The organism is Ensifer sp. ENS06 (genome assembly GCF_014852205.1).
GTDB classification, from domain to species: Bacteria; Pseudomonadota; Alphaproteobacteria; order Rhizobiales; family Rhizobiaceae; genus Ensifer; species Ensifer adhaerens.
Genome location: NZ_JACVBC010000001.1, coordinates 961,693 through 983,543 on the forward strand (window position 1 = coordinate 961,693; position 21,851 = coordinate 983,543).

Here is a 21,851-nt window from a genome sequence, read left to right on the forward strand (position 1 = left end):
GCCCGGCCGTTCAGCCTTCGGCTTAGCTTGCGACGGCGTGCGGGACGGCGGCCTTGCTGGTCAGCGACGACAGGATGTCGCCCATCGGGGCAAGCTGTTCCAGCGGGCCGATCGCCGAAAGCGTCGGCGTGGTGTCGAAGAACAGCCGACCGGCAAGGTCGGTCAGGCGCTCGATGGTGATGCCGGAGAGGCGCTCCATCAGTTCTTCATTCGGGATCGGGCGACCGTAGAGCATCATCTGACGGGCGATCTGGCCGGCGCGGGCCGCCGGGCTTTCCTGCCCCATCAAAAGCTGTGCGCGGATCTGGGCACGGGCGCGCTCGATTTCCTGCTGCTCGATGTTCATCGAGGATTTGCGCAGTTCATCGACGATGACGGGCATCAGCTCCGGCAGGTTCTCGCCGCCGGTCGCAGCATGCACGCCGAAGATGCCGGTGTCGGAGAAACCCCAGTGGAAAGCATAGACCGAATAACAGAGGCCACGATGCTCGCGCACTTCCTGGAAAAGGCGCGAGGACATGCCGCCGCCGAGAATGTTGGCGAGGATCTGCGAGCAATAGAAGTCGCGCGCGTGGTAGGCCTTGCCTTCAAAGCCGAGCAGCACCTGCGCGTCCATCAGGTCGCGGGTTTCGCGGCTCTCGCCGCCGGTGTAGAGGGCAGTTTCGAGCACGGGCGTTGCGATCGGTGTGCGCGGCAATGACGAGAAGCGTTCTTCGACCTGGCGAACAAAGGATTCGTGTTCGACGGCGCCGGCGGCGACCACGAACATGCGGTCGGTCGTGTAGTTGCGGCCGAGATAGTGCCGGATCTGGTCGGCGGAGAACGACATGACCGTGTCCGGCGTGCCGAGGATCGGCCGGCCGACGGTCTGATTGCGATAGGCGGTCTCGGCGAAGCGGTCGAAGACGACATCGTCGGGTGTGTCGTCGGCAGCGCCGATCTCCTGCAGGATCACGTGCTTCTCGCGGCGCAGTTCTTCCTCGTCGAAGCTGGACTCGGTCAGAATGTCGGCGAGAATATCGACAGCAAGCGGCACGTGGTCCTTGAGAACCCTGGCATAATAGGAGGTCGTTTCGGTGGAGGTCGCAGCATTGACCTCGCCACCGACGTTTTCGATCTCTTCGGCAATCTGGCGGGCGGTGCGCCGCGCGGTGCCCTTGAAAGCCATGTGCTCCAGCAGATGGGCAATGCCATGTTCGCCGAGAGTTTCATTGCGCGAACCGGACTTGATCCACACGCCGAGCGCCACACTTTCGAGATGCGGCATGTGCTCGGTTACCACCGTCAACCCGGAAGGGAGCCGGGTGCACTCAACTTTCATCATACGTTTCTTCTCGTTCTTACCCCCGGAGACGGGTACGCTCGCCGATAAAGGTTTCGACGGTTTTCAGGTCCGGATCCAGGATATCGAAACGCTCCTCCCTGTTCATCAGGTCAGCAAGCCACGTCGGAAGCGCCGGGTCAATACCACTTGCCGATTTTACCGCGTCCGGGAATTTCGCCGGATGGGCGGTGGCAAGCGTCACCATGGGAGCGGATGCCTTCTCGTGTTTGGCGGCGACGAAGACGCCGACGGCGCTATGCGGATCGAGCAGATAGCCCGTGTCTGCAAGCGTCTTTGCGATCGTCTTGGCGACTTCTTTCTCCGAGGCGCGACCGGCGCGGAACTCCTTGCGGATCGCCTTCAGCGCCTTTTCGCGGATGGTGAAGGAACCGGACTGCTTCAGCCCGTCCATCGCCGAGCGGATTTCGCCCGGGTCGCGGTCGTTTGCCTCGAACAGAAGCCGTTCGAAGTTCGACGAGATCTGGATGTCCATCGACGGTGCGGAGGTCGCCTTGACGTCGCGCATCTCGTAGCGGCCGGTCTTCAGCGTGCGGGCGAGAATGTCGTTTTCGTTGGTGGCGATGATCAGCTTGTCGATCGGCAGGCCCATGCGCTTGGCGACGTAGCCGGCGAAGATATCGCCGAAGTTACCGGTGGGGACCGTGAAAGAGATCTTGCGGTCTGGGCCGCCGAGCGCGACCGCCGTCGTGAAGTAATAGACGATCTGGGCCATGATGCGCGCCCAGTTGATCGAGTTGACACCCGAAAGCTTGACGCGGTCGCGGAAGGCGGCGTCGTTGAACATCGCTTTGACGAGGTTCTGGCAGTCGTCGAAGTTGCCGTTGACTGCAATCGCATGGACGTTCGATGCGCTCGAGGTCGTCATCTGCCGCTGCTGCACCGGCGAGACTTTGCCGTGCGGGAAAAGAATGAAGATGTCGGTGCGCTCACGACCGGCAAAGGCGTCGATGGCGGCGCCCCCGGTGTCACCCGAAGTCGCGCCGACGATGGTGGCGCGCTCGCCGCGTTCGGAAAGCACATAGTCCATCAGCCGGGCGAGCAGTTGCATCGCCACGTCCTTGAAGGCGAGCGTCGAGCCGTGGAAGAGCTCCATGACGAAGGCGTTCGGTCCGGTCTGCACCAGCGGCGCCACCGCCGGGTGGCGGAAGGTGGCATAGGCCTCGTCGATCATTTCGTGGAACTTGGCCGCCGGGATCTCGCCATTGATGAAGGGTTCGAGCACGGTAAAGGCAATGTCCTGGTAGGATTTGCCGCGCAGGCCGCGAATTTCCTTCTTGGAAAACTTCGGCCATTCCTTGGGGAGATAGAGACCGCCATCGCGCGCAAGACCGGCAAGCAGCGCGTCGCAGAAGCCGAGAGGAGCGGCTTCGCCGCGCGTCGAGATATACTTCACCATCGTTGTCCTTCGTCCCACCTCAAGGATTGCGGCGACCTTGGGAAACGTCGTCGCGACACGCTCGTCTTATTGCGTCAGTCCTTGACAAAGTCTGCATCTATTCTTGTCACCGACCCAATTTCCGGTCGCAAAACTAGCTTCGGAAAATTCGGAAGGGACGGACTGACCCAATCGATTTTTCAGTTTGTCGCTGCTATAGACGATGCCCGAAGGCCATGAAAGGTCTTCCGGCCGAGATTTCGGTCAAGGAGTTTCAACCGGTCCAGCAGAGGTTGTTCAACGTGTTTGGCAAAGTTTCCCGGCCTGTTCTCGCAATATCTTTTCTCGCAGTCCTAGCCGGCTGCAATAAGACGCAATCCGGTGGGGCGATCGACGCAGGCGGCAGTGCCGCTGCTCCGACGCCGGCCGTCGTTCAGGCCGCATGCCCGCAGGTCGTCATTCGTGACGGCACAAATGTGCATGCCAGCTACGCAAAGGGGGCCAAGAACGACCCGACGAAGCTCGTCTATCAGGCCTCCCTGGCAGACACCACGCGGCAATGCGTGCAGAGCGAGAGCGCGTTGACGATAACCGTCGTGGTCCAGGGCCGCGTCGTCAGCGGTCCTGCCGGTGGTCCCGGCAAGGTCACCATGCCGATCCGCGTGGCTGCAACCGACGAAGACAAGACGCTCTATTCCGAACTGACGCAGCATGCGGTGGAAATCCCTGCAACCGGTTCGGCCCAGTTCGTCTTCACCAAGGCCGACGTCACGCTGCCGGCCGGCGCCGGATCCAATGTCACCGTCTATGTGGGCTTCGACGAAGGCCCGCCGGCCAAGGGCAAGAAGAAGTAAGCAGCGGCCTATGCCGCAAAAAAAACGCCGGGGCTTGCCCCGGCGTTTTCATTTCCGTCGTGTGCGGCTTATTCAGCCGGAACGCTCTTGCCGCCTTCCCACTTGTAGAGCGAGAAAGCCTGCGAGGTCAGGTCGCCGGCTTCGCTGTAGGTCAGCTTGCCGAGAACCGTGTCGATGGCTTCGCCAGACTTGATCGCAGTTGCAACCGCGGTCGCGTCTTCGGCGGAGCCTGCCTTCTCGATGCCGGCCTTCAGCACCTGGACGGCAGCATAGGCGTTGAGCGTGAAGGCTTCGGCCGGGATGTTCTTTGCCTTCAGCGCTTCGACAGCCGGAGCCGAGGCGGGGTTGCTGGTCGCGTCGCTGGCATTGGTGTAGACCGTGCCGGTCGCAGCTTCGCCGCCGATTGCCCAGAACTCGGTGTTGGACAGGCCGTCGCCGCCGAAGATCTGCGCCTTCACGCCCTGGTCGTGCATCTGGCGTGCCAGCAGGCCACCTTCCGGATGGTAGCCGCCGAAGTAGACGACGTCGACGTTTTCCGACTTCAGGCGGGTAACGATCGCGCTGAAGTCCTTGTCGCCCGGGTTCAGGCCTTCATAAACGACTTCGGTGATGCCGCCGGCATTGATCGCCTTCTTGAAGCCGTCAGCAAGGCCCTTGCCGTAAGGCGCCTTGTCGTGGAGGACGGCGATCTTCTTGTCCTTGAGGTTCTTGACCACATAGGCAGCGGCGACTTCGGCCTGCTGGTCGTCGCGGCCGCAGGTGCGCAGCACGTTCCAGAGACCGCGGGTGGTGAGGTCAGGCGTGGTTGCTGTCGGCGTCACCATCAGGATGCCGTTTTCGGCAAGGATGTCCGAAGCCGCCATCGAGGTGCCCGACAGAACCGGGCCGACGACGTAGCGGATGCCTTCACCAGCAGCCTGGTTGGCAACCGAAACGGCCTGCTTCGGATCGCCGGCGTCGTCGAGCATCTTCAGCACGATCTTCTCGCCATTGATGCCGCCAGCCTTGTTGATCTCGTCTGCAGCCGTTTCCGCGCCGTTCTTCACCTGCTCGCCATAGGCCGCGACCGGGCCGGTGAGCGGCGTGATCACGCCAATGGTGATGTCGGCGAAGGCGAGCGGGCCAAAGGCGACGCTGGCCGCCAGGGTCAGGCCGGTCAACATTGAAAGACGCATTGTGTTTCCTCCTAAAAATACCCCGATGGGGCTTGCTTGGTACGGCCCTCGTGCGCGGCTCCTCGAAAACCGGGAAGATTTTCTAGGGGACGTGACGCCACTGCAATGTGTCATCATGTCCCTCGGCGTCTAATTGGACGTCTGCCGTGTTGGCCGAAGGCTTCTTTCCCGCTCCGGCCGAAAGCCGGAGCGAAAGGGGCATGGCGGTGTGCGACCGCCTGCGGCCAGTCAGGCCGTCATCGACTCCGACCATGCGGAAAGGGCCGCGATCACGCCCGGCAACGCCGTCATGCGCGAAATCACCGTTTCCGCACCCGCTTCGGTCAGCTGGTCGGCATGCGAGGGATGGGTGTGCGAACCGCCGGTGAAGCCGACGACGCGCATGCCAGCGGCACGTGCACCGTGGATGCCGTGCACGGAGTCCTCGATCACCAGCACCCGCGACGGGTCGACGCCCATCTGCTTGGCGCCGTGCAGGAAGATATCCGGCTTCGGCTTGACGAGGTCGGCGCCGAGGTCGCGCGCGGAATAGATGTGTCGGCCGAAATGGTCCTTGATGCCGACCTTGCCGAGCATCATGGCAAGCCGCGCCGAGGTCGAGTTGGAGCAGATGCAGTGCGGCAGCGTCAGTTGCGCCAGCATCGGCTTGACGCCGTCGATGATGTTGAGGTCGCGGGCAAGGCGCTCGTCGAGGATGACGTCGACCTTGCTGATGAGCTGGGCCGAAAGCGGGATGCTTGCTTCCTTCTCGATTTGCAGCAGCGTGTTGTGCCAGGTCATGCCGGCAAAACGCTCCGCCATTTCCTCGACGCTGATCGGGTAACCCGCTTCTGTCAGCAGTGCTGCTTCGACTTCCGACGCGATGATTTCGGAATCGACGAGAACGCCGTCGCAATCAAAAATGATGAGATCGATACCGGTCATATGGAACAGTTCCCTGGGAGGAGAGGCGCCGCAGGCGGGGGGAGGAATCTTCGCGCGGCGCGGGGCTTTCGTACGGCAGAGCTTTTATACGATGGTAGGCCAAAGCTCAACCATTGGAAATTATCGAAACCGCCCGTGCGCTTGCTCGACAGTATTGTTTCGCGGCTCTATCAGTAGGCGATGGAAAAGCAGCAGGACGACACGCTCGCAAGTCGCATCAGCAAGGCCCTGGCCGAGCGGATCATCTCCGGTATGCTGATGCCCGGGGAGCGCTTGCGGCAGGATCATATCGCCGAGGAATTCGGCGCGAGCCACGTTCCCGTTCGCGAAGCCTTTCGACGGCTGGAGGCCCAGGGCCTTGCCGTCAGCGAGCCGCGCCGCGGCGTTCGCGTCGCCTCCTTCGACCTGAAGGAGGTGAGGGAGGTCGCCGAAATGCGCGCGGTGCTGGAGGTTCTGGCGCTTCGCCATGCCATCCCGCATCTGACGCCGGCGATCCTCGATCGGGCCGAGATGGCCACGGCCGCCGCCGATACTTCGCGCGACGTGCGCTCCTGGGAGGCGGCAAACCGCGCCTTCCATCGGCTGATCCTCGAACCCTGCGGCATGCCGCGGCTGCTGGCGGCGATCGATGATCTGCATGCAGCGAGCGCCCGCTTCCTGTTTTCCGCCTGGCGCACGAGCTGGGAGGCACGCACCGACCACGATCACCGCGCGATCCTCGCCGCCTTGCGCGAAGGCCGAGGCGACGAGGCGGCAAAGATCCTCGAACGCCATGTGGGCTGGATCGGCAAGACGCCGGTCAGGACCGCCGCGGGCGAAACCCGCGAGGCCTTTTCCATCGTCGGCTAGAGTGGTTTTGCTGGCAGCAGCTACTGCGGAAACAGCTCGGAGAAAGCCTTCTCGCCATTGGCGGTGAAGCGGATGGCGCGGCTGTTCGCCTCGCGCTTCGCCCAGCCCTTGTCGATGAATAGCGTCAGCAGCGCTTCGCCAAGCGAACCGGCCAGATGCGAGCGGCGCTCGCTCCAGTCGAGGCAGGTGCGGCAGATCGGGCGGCGGGATTTTTTCAGCGCCGCATAGTCGATGCCGAGCGCCTCGATCCGGTTCTGCCCGTCGGGCGTCAGCGCCAGGTCGTCGCCGGTGACTTCGATCTGCTTTTCGGCAATCAGGCTGTCATACATGCGCACGCCATAGTCGCCGGCCAGGTGATTGTAGCAGACGCGCGCTTTTCTCAGCGCCGGATCCTTCGGCCCGGGGCGGTGCCGGTTCATGCCGCGGCTGGCGGCAAAGCCCATCAGGTTCTCGAGCATCAGCCCGACTTCGTCTTCTGCCAGCTGAAAATATCGGTGACGGCCTTGCTTGCGCTGGCTGAGCAGACCGCCGGCCTCGAGCTTGGCCAGATGGGAACTGGCGGTCTGTAGCGTGATGCCGGCATGTGTCGCAAGTTCGGTTGCGGTCAGCGCACGTCCCCCCATCAGCGCCGTCAGCATGTTGGCGCGGGCGGGATCGCCGATCAGCGATCCGATGAGAGCGATGTCTGGGCCTTCCTTCATACTTCGATCGTAATCGAAGCATTCTCGCACTTCAAGCAGGCATAGTCACTTCATCGAAGATCGGGCGAAAGGCCCCAAAAGACCTGGAGATGATGATGATCACCTGTTTCATCCGCTACGAAATCGATCCCTTCAAAAAGGAGGAGTTCGCCACCTATTCGCGCAACTGGGGCGAGGCGATCCCGCGCTGCGGCGCCGATCTTGTCGGCTATTTCGGCCCGCATGAGGGGTCGGCGACAACGGCTTACGGCGTTTACAACATCGAGAGCCTCGCGGCCTACGAGGCCTATCGCGCCCGGCTTGCCGCCGATCCGCTCGGCCGGGAAAATTATGCCTTCTCCCGCCGCGAGCGGTTTATCCTGAAGGAGGATCGTATTTTCCTGAAGAACGTCTCGACGCCCATCGGAGCAAAGTGAAACATGATTGCCGTCATCTTCGAAGTCCTGCCGGCCGAGGGCCGGCGTGACGCCTATCTCGGCATTGCCGCCGACCTGCGCCCGCTGCTCGACGACATCGATGGCTTCATCTCGATCGAGCGGTTCCAGAGTCTGGCCAATCCCGACAAGGTGTTGTCCCTGTCTTTCTGGCGCGACGAGGAGGCGGTGAAGGCCTGGCGGAACGGCGCCGAACATCGTGCCGCCCAGGATGCGGGGCGTCACGGCGTCTTTGCCGATTACCGCCTGCGCATCGCCTCCGTGATCCGCGACTACGGGCTGAACGAGCGCCATGAGGCCCCCTCAGACAGCCGCGCCTTTCACGATGCCCGGTGAAACGGCGTCCGCGACGCTTGAACGGGGCGGCGGGAGGCGGGTGAACGCCCGTTCCCGCCTTTCCTGTCCACTCCAGAAGACCTCTCTAACATAGCGCGACTACGCACTTTTTCGAAACGGCCTTCAGGCTTTGGTAACCATCTTCGGTAACCATACGCTCCATGATCCGTTCCGAGTAAGCGTATTTGCGAGTTGTCCATGTCTTCAGTTGTTTCGCTTGCCGAAGTCTCCCGTTCCACCCGTCCGTTGGGCTGGCTCGACAGCATCATCAAGGGTGACTGCGTTGCCGCGCTCAATGCGCTTCCCGACAATTCGGTCGACGTCGTTTTCGCCGACCCGCCCTACAACCTCCAGCTCGGCGGCATGCTGACCCGTCCCGATCAGTCGGTGGTCGACGCCGTCGACGACGAATGGGACCAGTTCGCATCGTTCGAAGCTTACGACGCCTTCACCCGCGCCTGGTTGCTCGCCTGCCGCCGCGTGCTGAAGCCGACCGGCACCCTTTGGGTGATCGGCTCGTACCACAACATCTTCCGCGTCGGCGCCATCCTGCAGGATCTGCACTTCTGGATCCTCAACGACATCATCTGGCGCAAGACCAACCCGATGCCGAATTTCAAGGGCCGCCGGTTCCAGAACGCTCATGAGACGCTGATCTGGGCGACGCCGAACGCCAATGCCAAGGGCTACACCTTCAACTACGATGCGATGAAGGCGGCCAATGACGACGTGCAGATGCGCTCCGATTGGCTGTTCCCGATCTGCTCCGGTCACGAGCGCCTGAAAGGTGACGACGGCAAGAAGGTGCATCCGACCCAGAAGCCGGAAGCGCTGCTCGCCCGTATCATGATGGCTTCGACCAAGCCGGGCGACGTCATTCTCGATCCCTTCTTCGGTTCCGGCACGACCGGTGCCGTCGCCAAACGCCTCGGCCGCCACTTCGTCGGCATCGAGCGCGAGCAGGATTACATCGACGCGGCATCGGCACGCATCGACGCGGTCGAACCGCTCGGCAAGGCGATGCTCTCTGTCATGACCGGCAAGAAGGCTGAGCCGCGCGTCGCCTTCAACACGCTGATCGAAAGCGGGCTGATCAAGCCCGGCACGGTTCTGACGGACGCCAAGCGCCGCTACAGCGCGATCGTTCGTGCCGACGGCACGGTCGCCTCCGGCGGCGAGGCCGGTTCAATTCATCGCCTGGGCGCCAAGGTCCAGGGGCTTGATGCCTGCAACGGATGGACATTCTGGCACTTCGAAGAGGGGAACACCCTGAAGCCCATCGACGAACTCAGAAGCGTCATTCGAAATGATCTGGCAAAACTGAACTGATCAACCAGTTCCGCCGGATCCTTCGAAAAGCGCTCTAACCGGTTTTTGTACCTTCAGTCCCGGAAAGAGAGCTTTAAGTGCCCGGAATCCTCAATGTGAGGATTCCGGGCATTTGTATGTTTGGGCCATCCGACGGAGCGTTTGAAGCGCCCGGCAGGGCCCTGAGGTCGATTGCCAATCTTCGCATCCGCTCATAGGGTTCGGACAGAGCAACTTCATCCGAACAAGAGTGTTAACCGCATGGCCGTGCCCGATCGTCTCCAGCGCGTGAAGCAATGGGCGCGGCAAATCAAACGCGACGTCGTTGCGCTCTGGTTCGCCGCGCGAGATCGTCGAACGCCGTTTTCGGCGAAATTCGTTGCCGGCACTGTGGCGGCCTACGCACTTTCGCCGGTTGACCTGATCCCCGATTTCATTCCGATACTCGGCTACCTCGATGATCTTATTCTCGTTCCGCTCGGCATCCTCTTGGCCGTACGTCTGGTGCCGCCAGCGCTGATGGAAGAATTCCGAGAGCGGGCGGCGGCATTGGAAGGACGCCCGTCCAGCCGCAGCGGCCTCCTCGCGATCCTGAGCATCTGGTTCGTGGCCGCAGTCATTGCGGCCTGGCTGGCATGGGGCTTCATCGCGGCCAGGCCCTGACAATGGGCGGCGGCGACCCGTGCCGCCGCCGCGCGCCGAATGGAGGATACGCCGCCTTTAGAGAGCCGGCGTCCCCTGTGGGCGCAAGTGGTAGAGGGTTCGGGCGCCCTTATCCTCGAAGCCGCAACTGGCGAGCACAGGCTCGAGGCGTGCTCTTTCGTCTTCCTGTAACTCGACGGTGGCGACCCTGATATCGGGATAGGCCGCGGGTATGCGCTGAAGCAGTGCGGCAACCAGGGCAATCAGCCCGGAAGACGGGGCATGGTGTTCGGTGATGTGGATCATCATTTCATCGCTCCAGACAAAGGCGTAGGCCTCGGCGACCACGAGGTCGTGATGTTCCAGCCACTGCATCAGCAGCCCGCCCTCATCCCAGTCAGCGATACGTTGGGCGACGGAGTCCGCGTCCCAGGTCGTGGTGCAGGTTTCTCCACTGCAGTCCGATATCCCCGCGCGTGTGAGGAAGTCCACGAACTTTGCGAGGAGATTTTCTGGGAGAGGCGCCTGGACGGCGTAAACGACGGCACCGTCCTTGGGTTTTGCGATTGCGGCCGGCCAGCGCTTGGGTGATGCCTGCCAGGTCCTGAACAGATCCCGAAGCGCGGTCGCGCCGGTCATTTCGACGACCTGCTGGTTGAGGGCGGTTTTTCGGGAGTGCCAGATGATGCCTTCTGAACCGGCCTCTACGGCTGCAAGCCGAAAGAGCCGCGCGAGAATTTCGGCGTCGTGCAGGTCGTGCGACGGCATGGCGTGCCAGCCTCGATCGGCCGCTCTCTTGTCGTCGCCTTCAGTCGGCGGCCGAAGGCTGAGCCAGCCCGCCAGTTTGGCATCGCGTCTGGCGACGACGAAACGGGTATCTGAAAACCGTTCTCCAAACTCTTCCGGAGGCACCTCGTCGCGAAAGCTGGCCTCGGTCGTCGCGTAGAGCTCGTCGATGAAGGCGTCCTTGGCGACGCCGTCTGGAATTACTGAAAATTCTAAACTATTCATATATTACCTCTGCGATTACGCAATCGCAGGTAGTAAATATGATTCGTGGCGGAATCGTGCCGCCACGAGCAGGAGCCATCCTCGACCGGCAGTTTCAGCCTACGGATGAATGCCGTAGCCGGCGAGATCGGCCTTCAGCTTTTCCGGATCGACGAAATGCACCGCATGCCAGCCGGCAAGCCGCGCGGCTTCGACGTTGGGAATGCTGTCGTCGATGAAGAGGGTGGCCGATGGGTCGAGATCGAAGGTCCGCGTGTGCGTCTCATAGATGGCGATATCGGGCTTGATCAGCTTGACGTCGCCCGAAACGGTGACGCCGCGTGGCAGCGTCAGGAAGGGATAAAGGACCTGCGCCTCGCGGAACGTATCGGAGGCGAAGTTGGTCAGCATCGTCACGTCGCGTCCTTCGGCGATCAGTCGCTCCAGGAGCGACACCGTCTCCACATAGGCGTGCGGCACCATCTCCTGCCAATATTTGCGGAAGGCGCGGATCTGTTCTTCACGCTCGGGAAAGTCCTTGATCAGCAGCGCTTCCGCCTCTTCCCAGGAACGGCCGCGGTCCTGCTCGATGTTCCAGTCGTGGGTGCAGACATTGGCAAAGAACCACTCGCGCTCGGCCTCGTCGGGGATGAGGCGGCTATAGGGCAGGTTGGGGTCGTAGTGGATCAGCACCTTGCCGATGTCGAAGACGATGTGGCGGATGTCGATGCTGCTCATGAACGTATTCCCTGCTTGAACTTTCGGAGTTGGAGCGGGACGGGTGGCCCCGTACCGCGCTAGCGTTCCGCCTTGAAGGCATGCGGGATCGCTTGGGCGATCGCCTTCTTCATCACCGTCGGCAGCGCCTGGGCACTCAGCGAGTGAACTGGCTCCCACCAGCCGTTGCCCTGCGTTCCGGCGCGCGCGACATTGGCGCGGTAGACGGAGAGACGCAACTCGAAATGCGTGAACACGTGGCTGATGGTGCCGCAATCTTCCCAGGCCGCTGCAAAGGGCTGCGAGGCAAGCGAAGTGTCGCCGTCCTGCCGCGACGTCCAGTCAGTGCCGGGCACTTCGGTCATGCCGCCAAGCAGGCCTGTCTCGGCCCGCTTGCGCAGATAGACCGCGTTGTCGGCGTCGATCGCGACGTAGGCGGCGCCGCGCCGAAGCGGCTTGTCCTTCTTCTGCGCCTTGCGCGGAAAGGTTTCCGGGTCTGCGACGGCAAGCGCGCGACAGTGGGCGCGGAAGGGACAGAGCGAGCAGGCGGGCCGTTTCGGCGTGCAGATCGTCGCGCCGAGATCCATCATCGCCTGGGCGAAATCGCCCGGCCTGCTCTCAGGGGTGAGTGCGGCGACGCGGGCCCGCATCTCGGGCTTTGCCGCCGGCAGCGGCGTTTCGATTGCATAGAGGCGGGAAATCACCCGCTCGACATTGCCGTCGAGCACGGCGCTTCTGCGATTGAAGGCGATCGCCGCGACCGCGGCGGCGGTATAGTCGCCGATGCCGGGAAGGGACTTCAGCCCGTCCTCCGTGTCGGGAAAGCGGCCGCCATGATCGTTCGCGACGGCCTCGGCGCATTTCTTCAGGTTGCGGGCGCGCGCATAATAGCCGAGCCCGGCCCATGCCTTCATCACGTCCTCATTGTCGGCGCGCGCAAGGTCCTCGACGGTCGGCCACAGTGACAGGAACTTTTCGAAATAGGCTTTTACCGCCTGCACCGTCGTCTGCTGCAGCATCACTTCGGAAAGCCAGACATGGTAGGGATCGGCGACGATGCCTCGGCGCGCCATCGGCGGCGAAACCCGCCAGGGCAGGTCGCGATGGTGCCTGTCGTACCATTCCAAAAGCAGGGGTGCGGCGTCCGCCGCCGGTATCGTATCGTGCATGATTTGCCGGGAGTTCCGTTTCCGGCCTATACTTGGCGAAGCGGAGCCGCGGCATCAAGGCTCAATCGACATTGCCTACAGAAAGTCCATACGTGAGCGAGCAGAAGACCCGGAAGGGCGTCGTCCAGATCAGCGAAGTCGCGAACGGCCTGATCGACCCGGTGCTCGCCAAGCGGGCAGGCATCAACACCATGCTGCTCGGCTCCTGGGACGAAATCGCCGGCGAGGACTTTGCCGATTGCACGCGGCCCGAAAAGATCGCCTGGCCGCGCCGGGCCTCCGAGATCATGGGCGAGGGCGGCCACCAGCCCGGCGTCCTGACGGTTGCCTGCGAGGGCGCGCGCGCCCTGTTTTTGACCCACGCCCAGGGCGAATTGATCCAGCGCATCAACGGCTTCTTCGGCTTCTATGCGATCGGGCAGCTGCGCATCGTTCAAAAGCCCGTCTCCCAGCAGCCGAAACACCGTGGCAAGCCCAAGCCGCTGACCGGTGAACCTGCACGGCGGCTCGAGACCATGGTCGAAGGCATCGAAAGCGAGGAGCTGAAGGCGGCCTTGCGTCGGCTGGGGACCGCCGTGCTCAATCCCCGGCGCCGCTAAGGCACGGCGCGCAAAACTATGCAGCGGTTTTCGCGACTACGAGACGCGAAAACCAGAGGCTTAAAGCGCAAGCAGCGAATCGGAAAGATCGCGACGCGCTTTTGGGCGGCCATCGCTCGGTCACAATTCTTTGAATTCTGTTGACGCCGCGCCACTTGCCGCCCTGCGCGGGGCAAGATATCGAATCCGCACTGCAATTCCCTCCGAACACGGGTCAAATCATGTCCGCTTCCGCAATGAACCTTACCAAGCGCCTGCTCAGCGGTGCCGCCATCGCAACTGTCGCCCTGGTGCTTGCTGCCTGCAGCGACGAAAAGAAGGAAACGGCCTCCACCGCACCGGCCGCGACCACCGAAGCCGCCAAGGCTGAAACCAAGCCGGCAACGGACGCGACCACGACTGCATCGACGACCGCGACCCCGGCCACCACCGAAGCCAAGCCCTCTGCCGGCACCGAAGTCGCCCAGACGACGGCTGCTCCCGTCAAGGTCGAGCTCCCCTCGTCGGAAGGGTCCGTCGACGTCGCCAAGCTGATGGAACCGGGCGCCCTGCCGGAAATGGCGATCGGCGACGCCAACGCGCCGGTGACGATCGTCGAATACATGTCGATGACCTGCCCGCACTGCGCCGCCTTTCACAACAACACCTTCGAGGCGATCAAGACCAAGTATGTCGACAGCGGCAAGGTCCGCTTCGTGCTGCGCGAATTCCCGTTCGATCCGCGCGCGGCGGCCGCCTTCATGCTGGCGCGCTGCGCTCCGGAAGGCCAGTACTTCCCGATGATCTCGATGCTGTTCAAGCAACAGCAGCAGTGGGCCGCAGCCCAGAATGGTCGCGACGCTCTGCTGCAGATGTCCAAACTCGCTGGTTTTACACAGGAGAGCTTCGAGGCCTGCTTGACGAACCAAAAACTTCTGGATGATGTGAACACTGTTATGCAACGGGGCGCCAAGGAATTCGGGGTTCAGTCGACGCCGACCTTCTTTGTCAATGGCGAGCACTATTCGGGGGACATGTCGGTTGACGTTATGTCGGCCCTCATCGACAGCAAGCTCTGATCCTTCGCTTTTCCTGAAAACGGGCGACGGCAGCAGCTGTGCGCCCGTTTTTCTTGTCTGGGCTGATGGTAGAGGGGGGGACCTCGTAGCCCCAGCGTCCGCTCCATGAAGTTCAACAAGCTTCGCCTGCTCGGCTTCAAGTCCTTCGTCGAACCGACCGAATTCATCATCGAGCGCGGATTGACCGGTGTCGTCGGACCGAACGGTTGCGGCAAGTCGAACCTCGTCGAAGCCTTGCGCTGGGTGATGGGGGAGAACTCCTACAAGAACATGCGCGCTTCCGGCATGGACGACGTGATCTTTTCCGGATCCGGCAATCGTCCCGCGCGTAACACGGCCGAGGTCGGCCTCTATCTCGACAACAGCGACCGCACGGCACCCGCTGCCTTCAACGACAGCGACGAGATCCAGGTCAGCCGCCGCATCGAGCGCGAGCAGGGCTCGGTCTACCGCATCAACGGCAAGGAAGCGCGCGCCAAGGATGTACAGCTTCTCTTCGCCGACGCGTCGACTGGTGCACGCTCGCCGTCGATGGTCGGGCAAGGGCGCATCGGCGAACTGATTGCCGCCAAGCCGCAGGCCCGTCGCCAGCTCCTGGAAGAGGCGGCCGGCATCTCCGGCCTGCACTCTCGCCGCCACGAAGCGGAGCTGCGTCTGCGTGCCGCCGAGACCAATCTCGAGCGTCTCGACGACGTCACCTCGCAGCTCGAAAGCCAGATCGAGAGCCTCAAGCGCCAAGCGCGCCAGGCCAACCGCTTCAAAATGCTCTCGGCCGATATCCGCAAGCACGAGGCGATCCTGTTCCATATTCGCTGGGTGCAGGCCAAGGAGGCGGAGGGCGAGGCGACGAGCCAGCTCAACCAGGTGACTGCGCTGGTCGCGGAAAAGGCGCAGCAGCAGATGCAGGCGGCCAAGGACCAGGCGATCGCCAGCCTGAAGCTGCCGGAGCTGCGCGAAAACGAAGCGAAGTTCGCCGCCGCCCTCCAGCGTCTGCAGATTGCCCGCTCACAGCTCGAAGAGGATGCCGGCCGCATCCTCAGGCGCCGCGACGAGTTGCAGCGCCGGCTGGCGCAGCTTGCCGAGGATATCGCCCGCGAGGAGCGCCTTGTCGCCGACAATGCCGGCATTCTTTCGCGTCTCGACGAAGAGGAAGCCGAACTCAGCGACATGCTCGCCGAGGCCGACGACCGTGCGACGGAAGCGCGTGAGCGCCTCGAAGACGCAAACGAAAAGCTCGCCGGCAGCGAGGCGCTATTGGCGCGTCTAACGGCGGAACGCGCCGAGGCACAGGCCGGCCGCAACCAGCTGGAGCGCACGCTGCGCGACCTGTCGGAGCGCCAGGCACGTCTTGCCCGCCAACTTGGCGACCAGTCGCGCGATCTCGACGAACTCGACCGCCAGATGGCGGCCCTTCCCGATCCGCACGAAAAGCAGGGTCAGGTCGAGGTCGCAGAAGCTGCGCTGGAAGAAGCCGAAAGCAATGTGCTCGCGATCGAGGAAAGCCTCGCTGACGCGCGGCGCATGGAGGTCGAGGCGCGTCAGCCCGTCGATCGGACGCGCGCGACGCTGAACGGCATCGAGACCGAGGCACGCACCATCCGGCGCATGCTGGAGGCGGTGGCCGGTGGCGCCTATCCCGCCGTCGTCGAGGAGATGAAGGTCGACCGGGGCTTCGAGACCGCATTGGGCGCGGCCCTTGGCGACGATCTCGACTCGCCGCTCGAAACCGACGCGCCGGCCCATTGGCGCGCGCCGGGGGATCATGTCGGGGACGACGGATTGCCGGAAGGCGTGAGCCCGCTGATTGCCCATGTGAAGGCGCCCGACGCGCTGACCCGCGCCCTGAAGCAGATCGGCATCGTCGCAAGCGAGGCGGAAGCCGAGCGGCTGCTGCCCCTGCTGAAACCCGGCCAGAGCCTTGTCACCAAGCAGGGCTCCGTCTGGCGCTGGGACGGCCACGTGACCGGCTCCGAGGCGCCAAGTGCTGCCGCATTGCGGCTGGCGCAGAAGAACCGGTTGGCCGAACTCGATACCGAGGCCGACGGCGCCGCTGAGGCGCTGCGCCTCGCGGAGGCCGAACTTGCCTCTGCGGGCAGTCGCATCCGCGCCGAGGACGAGCGGCTGCGGCTTGCCCGCGACGCGCAGCGCATGATCACCCGACAGCTCGGCGAAGCCCGCGACGCGCTCGCCGCAGCTGAACGCGCCTCGGGCGACCTTGCCCGCCGCCGCGCGGTGCTTGCCGAATCGCGCAGCCAGATCGAGGCGCAGGTCGAAGAGGTGGCCGAGCAGATCGAGACGGCCAACGACGCGCTCGCCGATGCGCCCGATCTCTCCGAACTGGAACTGACGCTGCGCACCCAGGCGGCCGATGTCGCAGCCGATCGTGCCGCCGTCGCCGAGGCCCGTGCTGCGCATGATGGCCTGGCGCGCGAGAACGAGGCGCGTCAGCGGCGCATCGCGGCGATTGCCAATGAACGACAGACCTGGAAGGCGCGCGCGGCGAGCGCCGATGAGCACATCGCGACCCTGCGCGACCGCGAGGCAGAAGCCCGCGACGAGGTCGAAGAGCTGATCGATGCGCCCGACGAGTTCGAGGACAAGCGCCGGGCGCTGATGAACGAGTTGCAGAAGGCGGAAGCGGCCCGACGCGAAGCGGCCGATCTGCTTGCCGAGGCTGAAAACCGTCAGCGCGAGGCGGACCGGTTGGCGGCAACCGCGCTCTCCGAACTGGCGGAATCGCGCGAAAAGCGCGGCCGCGCCGAAGAGCGGCTGGTCTCCGCCCGCGAACGCCGCGTCGAGATCGAGGCCCGCATTCAGGAAGCGCTCTCCTGCGCGCCGCACGAGGTCATGCGATTGACGGGGCTTGCCGTCGACGAGGCACTGCCGGACATGCGCAACATCGAGCGCGAACTCGAACGGCTGAAGATCGAGCGCGAGCGGCTTGGCGCCGCCAACCTGCGTGCCGAAGAAGAACAGAAGGAGCTTTCGGAAAAGCTCGCCCTGCTGCTCAGAGAGCGCGACGACGTCATCGAGGCGATCCGCAAGCTCAGGAGCGCCATCCAGAACCTGAACCGCGAGGGCCGCGAGCGCCTGATCGCCGCATTCGACGTCGTCAACGTACAGTTCCAACGGCTGTTCACCCACCTCTTCGGGGGTGGCACGGCCGAGCTGCAACTGATCGAGAGCGACGATCCACTGGAGGCCGGCCTTGAAATTCTCGCCCGCCCGCCGGGCAAGAAGCCACAGACCATGACGTTGCTTTCCGGCGGCGAGCAGGCGCTGACGGCGATGGCATTGATCTTCGCCGTGTTCCTGACCAATCCCGCGCCAATCTGCGTGCTCGACGAAGTCGACGCCCCGCTCGACGACCACAATGTCGAGCGCTACTGCAACCTGATGGACGAAATGGCGGCGTCGACCGAGACACGCTTCATCATCATCACCCACAACCCGATCACCATGGCCCGCATGAACCGCCTGTTCGGCGTGACCATGGCCGAGCAGGGCGTATCCCAACTCGTCTCCGTTGACCTGCAGACGGCGGAACGCCTGCGCGAAGTCGTCTGATTCACTCAAATTCGGCGATGAAACCGGATACCGGCCGCGATGGGTCGCGCGCTTCCCAGGTGTCGACGTAGGCGGCGAGGGGGACCTTGTTTGCTCGATAGGCTGCGTAAAGCGTTGCCGCCCCAGCCTTTTCCGGCGGCCTCCTGAACCACCTGCCGAAGGTGACGGCAGCGCCCGTCGTCCATCTCCACCCTTCGGCACTGCCGTTCTCGTTGGAGAGCCCGAGCCATGGCCCGACCCGCCGGTGCTCGCCGCCTTCGAACGAACTGCTGAAGAACCGGTCATCCGTATTCACGAGTGAGGCGACGAACGTATTTTCATCGCTGGAATCGATCGTGGCAAGGTGACCGCCGCAGCGCTCGACGATCGCCTTCGCTTCCTGCCAGCCGACTTGCTGCCCGTCATAGACCGCTGCATAGAGGTGTCTGGCAAAGGTGCCATAGGTCAGTGGTAGAGGCGAAAGACACCGCACCATGGCGATCACCGGTTCGTCCTCCAGTCCCTCGAGATCGGTGGCGTCATAGCGACGTGCGCTGGTAGCCGAGAGAATGTCCTGATCGATCCGGGCAAAGGCGAGACCCAGGCTCGCTCCGGTCTCCTGATCGAGAAATCCGGATTGCTTTAGCCCGCGGGCCGCCTGAAATGCCGTGACCGCCCTGCGTGTCTGGCCACCGAAGGCGCCGTCCGTCGCGCCCGTGTCAAAACCCTTGCTCTGCAGGGCCTGTTGCGCGGCTGCGCGCTTGTCCTTGCTATCGAGCATCTTCTGTTCCTGTGCCATCGCAGCCAGGGATGATCTGAAGTCGTCGCTTTTGCCGAGCCGCTGAATGGATTGACGCGCCGCGTCGGTGTAGCTGCTCTCGCCATGTTTGGCGATGAAGCGCTTCCAGGTCCTGGCCGTGTCCACGCGCATCGCCTTGTTGAAGTCGAGCGCGGCGATATCGACGTTGTCAACTTTCAAGGGTCGCGGCGCTTCAAGCGTGGCGCTGCCGTCGAGGTAGAATTCCAGATCGAGAGAGGAGAGGATCTGCGGCGACTGTTTGCCGCCCGTTGCCGAGCGCACCTCACGGATCACGCGCTTGAAGGCGGTGCCGATTTCGATCCCTGGGCCGGAGAGGTTGGTTATCAGCGCCCGGGTGAAGGGCGAATGCCCGTCGGTTCCGTCAGCCGCCACCTGTCCGGGCGCCGCAGCAAAGGCAACGAGCGTGCCGGCGCCCTGTGTCTCGATCGGTGCCAGACCTCTGGTGGCGCCGCCGCGGCTTGTGCCCGCCACGTCACGATTGAGTCTGTCTGCGAGCGGATTGTTGCGGCAGGCGTCGAGGAATATCAGCGAGATTTTCGCGCGTTGTTCCAGCGCGTTCATGATCTCCGACAGCGGCATGGTTTCTGCCGGAACGTCAAACTCGCTTTCGAGCCGCGCATCGGTGCCAACAAGGAAATTCTCGCCGCGCAACTGCATGCCGTGGCCGGCGTAGTAAAACAGGGCGACATCGTCAGGCCCGATCTTGCGCGAGAAGTTTGAAAGTGCGCCGGCAAGACCACGGCGATCGGCGTTGAGGATCAAGTCGGTTTCAAAACCCTGGCCTTTGAGAAAGACATTGAACGCTTCAGCGTCGCGCGAGGCGTTGGGCAGGGTTCCCGCAAGCACATAGTTGCTCATGCCGATGACGAGCGCCAGCCGCTTGCCGTTTCCTTCGGCGGGGGCATTCCCTGTGGTGAAGGGCACGATCAGAGCGCAAAGAACCAGCCATAGCAGCCTCACACGCCAGTTCATGACCTTGCCTCCTGCTTATGATTGACTCAGCCGTGCAGGTGTTGATTTGCCCCAAGCGGTCACTCGAATTCGAGGATCAGACCGCCCGTTCCATCGGTTGGCCCCATATCGTCCCAGCTATCGACGTAGACGGATTTCGTGTCGGCTCTGCCGTTGCGATGGGCGTAGTACATGCCGATATCGTCGCCCTTCTTGCCTTCGTTCGGCATGTCCTGGAACCATTTCGTGTAGGTCAGGGGCGCGCCGGTGTCCCAGCGCCAGCCGCCTCTGGGCTCCTTGCCCTGTGGGTCCTGCGTCAGGCCGATCCAGGGGCCCATCTTGTAGCTGACGTTGCCTGAGGGGTCGTAGCCGGTGTTGAAAAAGGTCTGATCGGCGTTGAAAAGCGATGCGACGAAGGCGTTCTCCTCTTGAGACGAAATCGACGCGAGGTGCGCGCCGCAACCGCCGGCGATCCCCCGCGCATAAACGGCCAAAATTATTCCCGTCCGCACTGCGACATAGAGGTGCCCTTCGAACACGCCATATACGGTTTCGAAGTGGCGCAGGCAGGTCAGCGCCCGCAGGACGGTTTGATCGGTTTCCAGACCCTCGAGGTTGGCAACATCATAGCGTCGGGCCTTCGGAGAGCTGTACATGCCCTCGGCTCTGTCGTTGATTTTGATGCCGAGGGCTTCTGCCGTGCGCTCTGTGATGAAGCCGCTTGCTGGCTGCTGGTTGGTGCTCTGGAACCGCTTGATCGCTTCGCGCGTCTGTCCACCGAAAACACCATCGGCCGTGCCCGCCGCAAATCCGCGCGAGGCGAGTGCCACCTGGACGTTTCGTCGCTTGTCCTTGTCCGGCAATAGCCGCGCTTCGACGGACTGAGGCAGATGCGACTGGTTGCGCACGGCGGCGGGTTCGATTTGCGCCAGCGCCTGGCGTCCGAGGTCGGCATATTCGCCGGTGCGGTGTTTTTCGACGAAGAAGTGCCAGATGCGCGCCGTTCCGATCTTCAGCGCCTTTTTGAAGTCCTTCTCTGCCTCAAGCGCTTCGGGATCCATGGCCGGCACAGTGAGTGCCGGCTGCACCGGCTGAACCGCCGCAGTCTGCGGCATCTGTACCGCCGGGGTTTGTACCGTCGGGGTCGTCTGGGGCGCTGCGGTTTCCGGCCCGAAGTAGAACTCCAGCGACAGGGATGACAGGATCTGCGGCTGCTGCTTGCCCTGCGTCTCCTTGCGCACGTCACGCACGACCCGCTTGAAGGCGGTGCCGACTTCGAGGCCGGCGCCCGAGAGATTGGCGATCAGCGCCCGCGTAAAGGGCGAATGCCCGTCGGTGCCGTCGGCGGCGACCTGTCCCGGGGCTGCGGCAAAGGCGACGAGCGTGCCGCCGCCCTGCGTTTCGATCGGCGCTAGCCCGCGGGTCGCCGCACCGCGGGTCGCACCTTCGACTTCGCGTGTTAGCCGCTCGGCGAGCGGATTGTTGCGGCAGGCATCGAGGAAGACCATCGAGATGCGGGCACGTTTTTCCATCGCGCCGATGATCTCGGACAGCGCCACGGTCTCGGCCGGCACGTCGAACTCGCTTTCGAGCTTGGCATCGGTGCCAACAAGGAAATTCTCGCCGTGCAACTGCATGCCGTGGCCGGCGTAGTAAAACAGGGCGGTATCGTCAGGCCCGATCTTGCGCGAGAAGTTTGAAAGTGCACCGGCAAGGCCGCGGCGATCGGCGTTGAGCACGAGGTTCGTTTCGAAGCCCTGGTCCTTGAGAAAGGTGTTGAAGGCTTCTGCATCGCGTGAAGCATTGGGCAGCGTTCCAGCGAGCACGTAGTTACTCATGCCGACGACGAGCGCCAGCCGCTTGCCGTTTCCTTCGGCAAAGGCGTTTCCCATGGTGAAAAGGACCATGAGCGCCGCCGAAAGGAGCCAGGTTGTCAGATTTGCACGCCACCTCATGACCGACCCTCCGAGCCATCGAGACGGAAACGGATTGCCATGACGGGATATTCCTGGATGCACCCCCATCGCACATCTGTATATTAGATAATTGTTATGTTTC

At 63.2% G+C, this 21,851-nt stretch carries 19 protein-coding genes; 9 read left to right on the top strand and 10 right to left on the bottom strand.

Annotated elements, in window-relative coordinates:
* Positions 1-22: 22 nt before the first annotated feature.
* Together IB279_RS04720 and thrC are read right to left on the bottom strand one after the other, a co-directional pair.
* Positions 23-1,324 (bottom strand): pitrilysin family protein, encoded by a 1,302-nt coding sequence (locus IB279_RS04720; RefSeq protein WP_192339105.1) that lies wholly within the window; start codon positions 1,322-1,324, stop codon positions 23-25.
* 16 nt (positions 1,325-1,340) lie between these two features.
* Positions 1,341-2,741 carry a threonine synthase gene (gene thrC, locus IB279_RS04725; protein ID WP_113187049.1) on the bottom strand — a complete coding sequence of 467 codons (1,401 nt, stop codon included), beginning with the start codon at positions 2,739-2,741 and terminating at the stop codon, positions 1,341-1,343.
* 281 nt (positions 2,742-3,022) lie between these two features.
* Here thrC and IB279_RS04730 point away from each other — a divergent pair, with 281 nt between their 5' ends.
* Complete coding sequence (locus tag IB279_RS04730) at positions 3,023-3,574, top strand: hypothetical protein (protein WP_034801474.1); 552 nt, start codon at positions 3,023-3,025, stop codon at positions 3,572-3,574.
* Between the two features lie 68 nt (positions 3,575-3,642).
* On the opposite strand, the gene IB279_RS04735 is transcribed toward IB279_RS04730, so the two are convergent.
* Positions 3,643-4,749 carry an ABC transporter substrate-binding protein gene (locus IB279_RS04735; RefSeq protein ID WP_034801278.1) on the bottom strand — a complete coding sequence of 369 codons (1,107 nt, stop codon included), beginning with the start codon at positions 4,747-4,749 and terminating at the stop codon, positions 3,643-3,645.
* 228 nt (positions 4,750-4,977) lie between these two features.
* The gene (locus IB279_RS04740) at positions 4,978-5,673 is read right to left on the bottom strand and encodes an HAD family hydrolase (RefSeq protein WP_192339106.1); all 696 of its coding nucleotides are present in this window, start codon (positions 5,671-5,673) and stop codon (positions 4,978-4,980) included.
* A 180-nt stretch (positions 5,674-5,853) separates the two neighbouring features.
* Between IB279_RS04740 and IB279_RS04745 the strand changes: the two genes are divergently transcribed.
* Positions 5,854-6,522, top strand: coding sequence for a GntR family transcriptional regulator (locus IB279_RS04745; RefSeq protein ID WP_034801282.1), 669 nt, complete (start codon positions 5,854-5,856; stop codon positions 6,520-6,522).
* A gap of 20 nt (positions 6,523-6,542) precedes the next feature.
* Here IB279_RS04745 and IB279_RS04750 read toward each other — a convergent pair whose 3' ends face one another.
* Entirely contained in the window at positions 6,543-7,223 is a 681-nt protein-coding gene (locus IB279_RS04750) for a helix-turn-helix transcriptional regulator (RefSeq protein ID WP_112984088.1), read from the bottom strand.
* A gap of 95 nt (positions 7,224-7,318) precedes the next feature.
* Here IB279_RS04750 and IB279_RS04755 point away from each other — a divergent pair, with 95 nt between their 5' ends.
* The 4 genes from IB279_RS04755 to IB279_RS04770 all read left to right on the top strand — a co-directional run bounded on the left by IB279_RS04755 (position 7,319) and on the right by IB279_RS04770 (position 9,964).
* Entirely contained in the window at positions 7,319-7,639 is a 321-nt protein-coding gene (locus IB279_RS04755; RefSeq protein ID WP_113187089.1) for an NIPSNAP family protein, read from the top strand.
* Between the two features lie 3 nt (positions 7,640-7,642).
* Positions 7,643-7,993, top strand: coding sequence for an antibiotic biosynthesis monooxygenase (locus IB279_RS04760; RefSeq protein WP_034801289.1), 351 nt, complete (start codon positions 7,643-7,645; stop codon positions 7,991-7,993).
* 198 nt (positions 7,994-8,191) lie between these two features.
* Entirely contained in the window at positions 8,192-9,322 is a 1,131-nt protein-coding gene (locus tag IB279_RS04765; protein ID WP_034801293.1) for a site-specific DNA-methyltransferase, read from the top strand.
* Positions 9,323-9,562: 240 nt separating this feature from the next.
* Positions 9,563-9,964 carry a YkvA family protein gene (locus IB279_RS04770; protein ID WP_060516293.1) on the top strand — a complete coding sequence of 134 codons (402 nt, stop codon included), beginning with the start codon at positions 9,563-9,565 and terminating at the stop codon, positions 9,962-9,964.
* 57 nt (positions 9,965-10,021) lie between these two features.
* Here the strand turns inward: IB279_RS04770 and IB279_RS04775 are convergent, their stop codons facing one another.
* The 3 genes from IB279_RS04775 to mutY form a co-directional block, all read right to left on the bottom strand.
* Positions 10,022-10,954 (bottom strand): hypothetical protein, encoded by a 933-nt coding sequence (locus tag IB279_RS04775; protein WP_113187050.1) that lies wholly within the window; start codon positions 10,952-10,954, stop codon positions 10,022-10,024.
* Between the two features lie 99 nt (positions 10,955-11,053).
* Complete coding sequence (locus IB279_RS04780; RefSeq protein ID WP_060516291.1) at positions 11,054-11,671, bottom strand: HAD family phosphatase; 618 nt, start codon at positions 11,669-11,671, stop codon at positions 11,054-11,056.
* Positions 11,672-11,730: 59 nt separating this feature from the next.
* The gene (mutY, locus tag IB279_RS04785) at positions 11,731-12,819 is read right to left on the bottom strand and encodes an A/G-specific adenine glycosylase (protein ID WP_060603886.1); all 1,089 of its coding nucleotides are present in this window, start codon (positions 12,817-12,819) and stop codon (positions 11,731-11,733) included.
* Positions 12,820-12,911: 92 nt separating this feature from the next.
* On the opposite strand from mutY, the gene IB279_RS04790 reads away from it, so the two are divergent.
* The 3 genes from IB279_RS04790 (at position 12,912) to IB279_RS04800 (ending at position 18,043) form a co-directional block, all read left to right on the top strand.
* On the top strand, positions 12,912-13,418 hold the full coding sequence (locus IB279_RS04790) for a DUF721 domain-containing protein (RefSeq protein ID WP_060516289.1): 507 nt from the start codon (positions 12,912-12,914) through the stop codon (positions 13,416-13,418).
* Between the two features lie 221 nt (positions 13,419-13,639).
* On the top strand, positions 13,640-14,476 hold the full coding sequence (locus IB279_RS04795; RefSeq protein ID WP_113187052.1) for a DsbA family protein: 837 nt from the start codon (positions 13,640-13,642) through the stop codon (positions 14,474-14,476).
* Positions 14,477-14,581: 105 nt separating this feature from the next.
* Positions 14,582-18,043, top strand: coding sequence for a chromosome segregation SMC family protein (locus IB279_RS04800; RefSeq protein ID WP_192339107.1), 3,462 nt, complete (start codon positions 14,582-14,584; stop codon positions 18,041-18,043).
* 1 nt (position 18,044) lies between these two features.
* On the opposite strand, the gene IB279_RS04805 is transcribed toward IB279_RS04800, so the two are convergent.
* Together IB279_RS04805 and IB279_RS04810 are read right to left on the bottom strand one after the other, a co-directional pair.
* Complete coding sequence (locus IB279_RS04805) at positions 18,045-19,814, bottom strand: caspase family protein (protein ID WP_113187054.1); 1,770 nt, start codon at positions 19,812-19,814, stop codon at positions 18,045-18,047.
* A 59-nt stretch (positions 19,815-19,873) separates the two neighbouring features.
* The gene (locus IB279_RS04810; RefSeq protein WP_162741107.1) at positions 19,874-21,748 is read right to left on the bottom strand and encodes a caspase family protein; all 1,875 of its coding nucleotides are present in this window, start codon (positions 21,746-21,748) and stop codon (positions 19,874-19,876) included.
* Positions 21,749-21,851 lie beyond the last annotated feature (103 nt).